Genomic DNA, 4,794 nt, shown 5'->3' on the forward strand with positions numbered 1-4,794 from the left:
AATCGGAATCTTAAAGAGAAGATTGAGAGCAATCGCTGAACCTAGAACTTCTGCCAGATCTGTCGCCATCAAGGCTAATTCTAAAATCACCCATAGACTATAACGAAGCCATTTAGGTGAATGATGAGCCGTTGCTTGAGCCAGGTCCATCTGGGTTACAATACCAAGCTTTCCTGCCATCTGCTGAAGTTGCATGGCAATGAGAGATGAAATCAAGATAACAAACAAGAGACTATACTTATAGGAAGCACCACCGACTACACTGGTAATCCAGTTTCCTGGATCCATATAACCAACTGCGACAAGAGCACCCGGACCTAAAAAGGCATTTAAATTTTGCCAGAAATGATTGTTATTTGGAGTATCGATAGATTGATTAATCTCAGAGAGTGACACTTTTTTATGAGAAGACATAGATACTTACCTCTTTCTAAACCTACTTTTTCATTATTTTCTATTAGAGAAAAATAAGATTGACTTTAAACTATTAAAACAATGAAAACTATATGAAAAACATTTAGTTTTTTCATTATTTTTCTTAAGGCACCTTAATATTTTTCTTAAGGCACCTTAATTATAACACAAAAATGAAAACTATATGAAAAACATTTAGTTTTTTCATTATTTTTCTTAAGGCACCTTAATTATAACAGAAAATATGATAAAAGCTTAAGAAAATTCAGGACTTGATTTAATATTTAGGATACAACAAAATGTTGTATTCTTTTTTTGCAAAAGAATACCAAAGAATAAAATAAAAAACGTTGTAAAATGTACTGACCCCAAAAAGTTAGATAATTAATTTATCCAAAGGATTTAGTTCTGTATTGTACAGGGCTAAGTCCTTTTAGTTTTACCTTAATTCGTTTATTGTTGTAGTAATCAATATAGTCTACAATGGCTTGTTCCAATTGCTTAAGCGACTGAAACGACTTCTCATAACCATAAAACATTTCGGATTTTAAAATGCCAAAGAAGGACTCCATCATACCATTATCTGGGCTATTGCCCTTACGCGACATAGATGCTTTAATTCCCTTACCCTCTAGGAACCGATGATACGAATCGTGTTGGTATTGCCATCCTTGGTCACTATGAAGAACAGTATTCTCGTAGTGTTTCTCTGTGAAGGCCTGTTCCAACATCGTTTTTACTTGTTCTAAATTAGGAGAACAAGAAAGATTAAAAGCAATAATTTCGCTGTTAAAGCCATCTAAAACAGGCGATAAATACAATTTCTGCGTGCTATTTGGAATGGCAAATTCTGTCACATCTGTGTAGCACTTTTCCATTGGTCTCGATGCTTCAAACTGGCGTTGAATGAGATTCTCTGCTTTCTTGCCAATCTCTCCTTGGTAGGAAGAATACTTTCGTCTCCGACGAATTCGAGCTATTAAACCAAGGAGCTTCATCAGACGTTGAACTTTCTTATGATTCACTACAAAACCACGATTTCTTAGTTCAAGAGTAACTCTCCGATAGCCATAATTTCCTTTATGGTCATTATAAATGGCATGAATTTCGGTTTTAAGCTCTTTATCTTTGTCAAGTCCATCTAGTTTCTTCAACTGATAGTAGTAAGTTGAGCGAGGTAAACGAGCCGCTTCAAGAAGTAAATCTAGTCGAAATCCTCCTGAAGCCATTTCTCTAATTGTCTCTGCCTTTCTTGCTGTATGGCTTCGTCCCTGTCTTCCAGCTCTTTTAACTTTTTTAAGTAAGCAACCTCGGTACGTAAGCGTTCATTCTCCTCTTGGAGTCGCTCTAGTTCTGTCATTTCCTTCCAAGTTTTCTTCCGTTTACGTCCCATTTTAGGTACTCTCCCTCTTGTTTTCTCAACAATAGTATACCCGTTTTTCCTGTATTGTGCTAGCCAATTAAGAAGTATCGTACGACTTGGGAGGCCGTATTCAAGAGAAACACTATCTTTAGTCCAGCCTTCATGTAAGACTTTATGAATCATTTCTTGTTTTAAATCAGGAGAATAGTAACGATTTTTCCCTTTTTTGACGAACTCTATTCCGTAACGATCAATCAATTTAATCATGTACCTAATATTAGAATTGTTTATCCCAAATTTATTTGAAAGCTTCTCCAAGCTATAGCCTTGTTTTCTAAGTTCATAGATCTGAACTTTATCATCATAAGTTAATTTCATAATAAAAACACCCCAAAAGTTAGATTTTTTCTGTCTAACTTTTGGGGTGCAGTTCAAAAAACAACGTTTTAGAAAGATTTACAAAACAATGTAAATTATCAATGGAGCCGGTGGGAGTCGAACCCACGTCCAAACATCTGCTAACATATTTGTCTACAACCATAGGTTATGTATTCGTTTAACAGTCCCTCGACACATAACTCAAGCCTAGAAACCGCGAGTCTATCAATCTCTTATCAAGCCGCTAGACAAGACTTGATCGTATCTCGCTAATAATAAGACCTGTCATTGAACACGAGCAATCCAAATCGGGTCACGCCTGCTGGTTTTTAGGCAGCTAGAGCGTAAGAAGTGTTATTTTTTGCAGTTATATTTAACTGAGCGTTTACGTCGCCACACGAGTCGCAAAATATGCCTCATAATGCCTGTCGAATCCGTAACGACCCCAAAAGACAATAAAACCATTATACCTTATCTAACTCAAAAATGCAAAAAGGAAATCAACTAACTACACAAGATAGTCTTTCAAAGCTTTGGTCAAAACCTGATAACCAGTAACACTAAGGTGCAACCCATCAGTTGTATAATCTTTTTTGAGTTGACCTGCCTGGTCTGTCAAACTATCAAAAACTGGCACAAATTCTACCTGCATATAGGCAGAAGCAAGCTCTTGATAGGCTTGATTCCATTTCTGAATTTTTTCATTCGTGCGGATATAGACTGTCTGCTTGTACTCTTCTCCCTCATTGACTGGCAAAATAGAAAGCAATTTAATCTCAGTCAATGGATAATCGCGAGCAATGGATTGTATGATAGCTTCGAGGTTATTGAGAGCCTCATTCACAGGCACATCTTTTCCGATATCATTTGTCCCAATAAAAAGGACAATTTTATCTACTACTCCACCGTAAAGATGCGCATCTAGATTCTCTAGTAACAGCCCTGTCTGATACCCTCGAATGCCTCGATTGACAATCGTCTTCGAAGTCCCAAATAGTTCCTGCAGAGGATAATATTCGACAATGGAATCCCCAATAAAAAGAATGTCTGGTTCTACAACAGAAACCTGATTTAAGTGACGATACTTGGTTTGGATTTTTTCTTGTTCCTTTAGTAACCAATTTTCTAATAACTGTACTGCCACTTCATTCTCCTTTTTCTAACCAGTTTTCCAAGACTTGATAAACTCCGCCTTGGCTGTTGGCTGGCGCTAGAGCCGTCGCCACAGCTTTGGCCTTATCATCAGCATTTTCCATTGCATAGGCAATTCCAGCCATTTCAAGCATTTCAACATCATTTTCACTGTCACCAAAAGCCATGATTTGTTGGGGGTTCAAGTCCCAACGCCTGAGTAATTCTTCCAAGCCCCATGCTTTATGAATCCCAGCTTGAAGGATATCAATGCAACCATAGCCACTCGATACAGCACGAACACGGCCATCAAAGAGGTCATTGATTTCTTCCAAAACCGAACTCAAACGTTCCTCACCAACAACCATACTCATCTTGAGCACACCACCAAAGAGGTCAGAGGTTAATTCGTCCACAAATTGCATCCGTTGGTAGAATTTTTCAATCATTTCTGGAGTCATAAAACTTTCAAGATCTGTAAAAATCGTACCTTCTTTGACGAAACCACCCTTCATCCCCGTTACAACAAACTGGTCCTGACACGCTCGATCCTTGAAACGAGTCAAAGCCTTATCGACAATGGCATCATCCCAAGTCTGAGCCTGAATCAGTTCATTGTTTTCAAAAATACGAGCACCGTTTGCAACAACCAGAACCACTCGATCGACCAAGTGCTCCAGTAGTTGCCTCATGCGATGAATTTCATTGCCCGTCGCGATGACAAAACGAATACCCCTTTGATCCAACTGATCTAAAATCTTTTCCAAGCGTGGAAGATCAAGCTGGCCTCTAGCATCCAGCAAGGTCCCATCCATATCTGTCGCAATTATTTTAATCGTCATTTACTTCCCTCTGGATTCAAGCTAATCCCACTTCAATCCCACATGTTCGTTCATTTCTTTATAGGCTGTATCAATTCGTTCCTTAGTCGCTTCATCTAACTGGTCACGATGACTACCACCCTCGATAAAATCTTCTAAGATATAGGTTTGGTAAAGGAAGAGTGGATAACCTTCTGGAGAATAGGTTCCTTTTGGTGTACGATTTACCCAAGAAGGATGTGCTTTGGCAGTTTCTATTGTCGTCTTACCTGCTTTTTTCTTAATAGTCACATCCATGAGCACGCCACGCTCTGTCCACTTAGCATTCTCTTCATCTTGCATGGTTTCAATTCGTTGATTGGAAATGAAGTTCCCCATTGAATAGATAATGAGTTTCTTGTCTCCATCTTTTTCAACCGTTTCAGATGGTTCAACTACGTGAGGGTGCCCTCCAAAGATAATATCCGCTCCCCAATCGATCATCTTGTGATAAAGAGCCTTTTGTTCCTCAGTTGGTTCCAAGCGATACTCCACACCCATCTGAGGCATGATAATGGTGATATCCGCTTCCTTCTCTGCTCGTTCAATTTCAGCCTTCATCTTGTCTTCATTTAGGTCTGAAAGATAGCGATTATAGTCTTCTTGAGAAATACTTTGCTCAATTCCATTAAAACCATAAGAATAGGC

The 4,794-nt window shown here is 38.6% G+C and carries 5 protein-coding genes and 1 other RNA gene; all 6 read right to left on the reverse strand.

The annotated features are described in order from the left end of the window. A partial coding sequence (locus ACLNCN_RS03430) for an Nramp family divalent metal transporter (RefSeq protein ID WP_424844623.1) occupies nt 1-414 on the reverse strand: 414 nt, incomplete at its 3' end. 389 nt (nt 415-803) lie between these two features. Then, nucleotides 804-2,155 (reverse strand): IS3 family transposase gene (locus tag ACLNCN_RS03435; RefSeq protein WP_424844624.1). Its coding sequence is split into 2 segments (ribosomal slippage): nt 804-1,714 and nt 1,714-2,155, totalling 1,353 coding nucleotides; the frame shifts between segments, so codons are not numbered across the junction. 99 nt (nt 2,156-2,254) lie between these two features. Next, nucleotides 2,255-2,602: a transfer-messenger RNA gene (gene ssrA, locus ACLNCN_RS03440) on the reverse strand. A 61-nt stretch (nt 2,603-2,663) separates the two neighbouring features. Continuing rightward, a complete protein-coding gene (locus ACLNCN_RS03445; RefSeq protein WP_424844625.1) occupies nt 2,664-3,299 on the reverse strand; it encodes an SGNH/GDSL hydrolase family protein in 636 nt (211 codons plus the stop codon). Between the two features lies 1 nt (nt 3,300). Then, nucleotides 3,301-4,128 carry an HAD family hydrolase gene (locus ACLNCN_RS03450; protein WP_424844626.1) on the reverse strand — a complete coding sequence of 276 codons (828 nt, stop codon included), beginning with the start codon at nt 4,126-4,128 and terminating at the stop codon, nt 3,301-3,303. A 21-nt stretch (nt 4,129-4,149) separates the two neighbouring features. After that, on the reverse strand, nt 4,150-4,794 hold a 645-nt coding region (locus ACLNCN_RS03455), incomplete at its 5' end, for a CapA family protein (protein ID WP_424844627.1).

The sequence above is a fragment of the Streptococcus sp. CL8.13 genome (genome assembly GCF_049737895.1).

Excerpts from the sequence above, each read along its gene's own strand:
- ACLNCN_RS03450 (WP_424844626.1), bottom strand. The coding sequence starts at position 4,128 with ATGACGATTAAAATAATTGCGACAGATATGGATGGGACCTTGCTGGAT.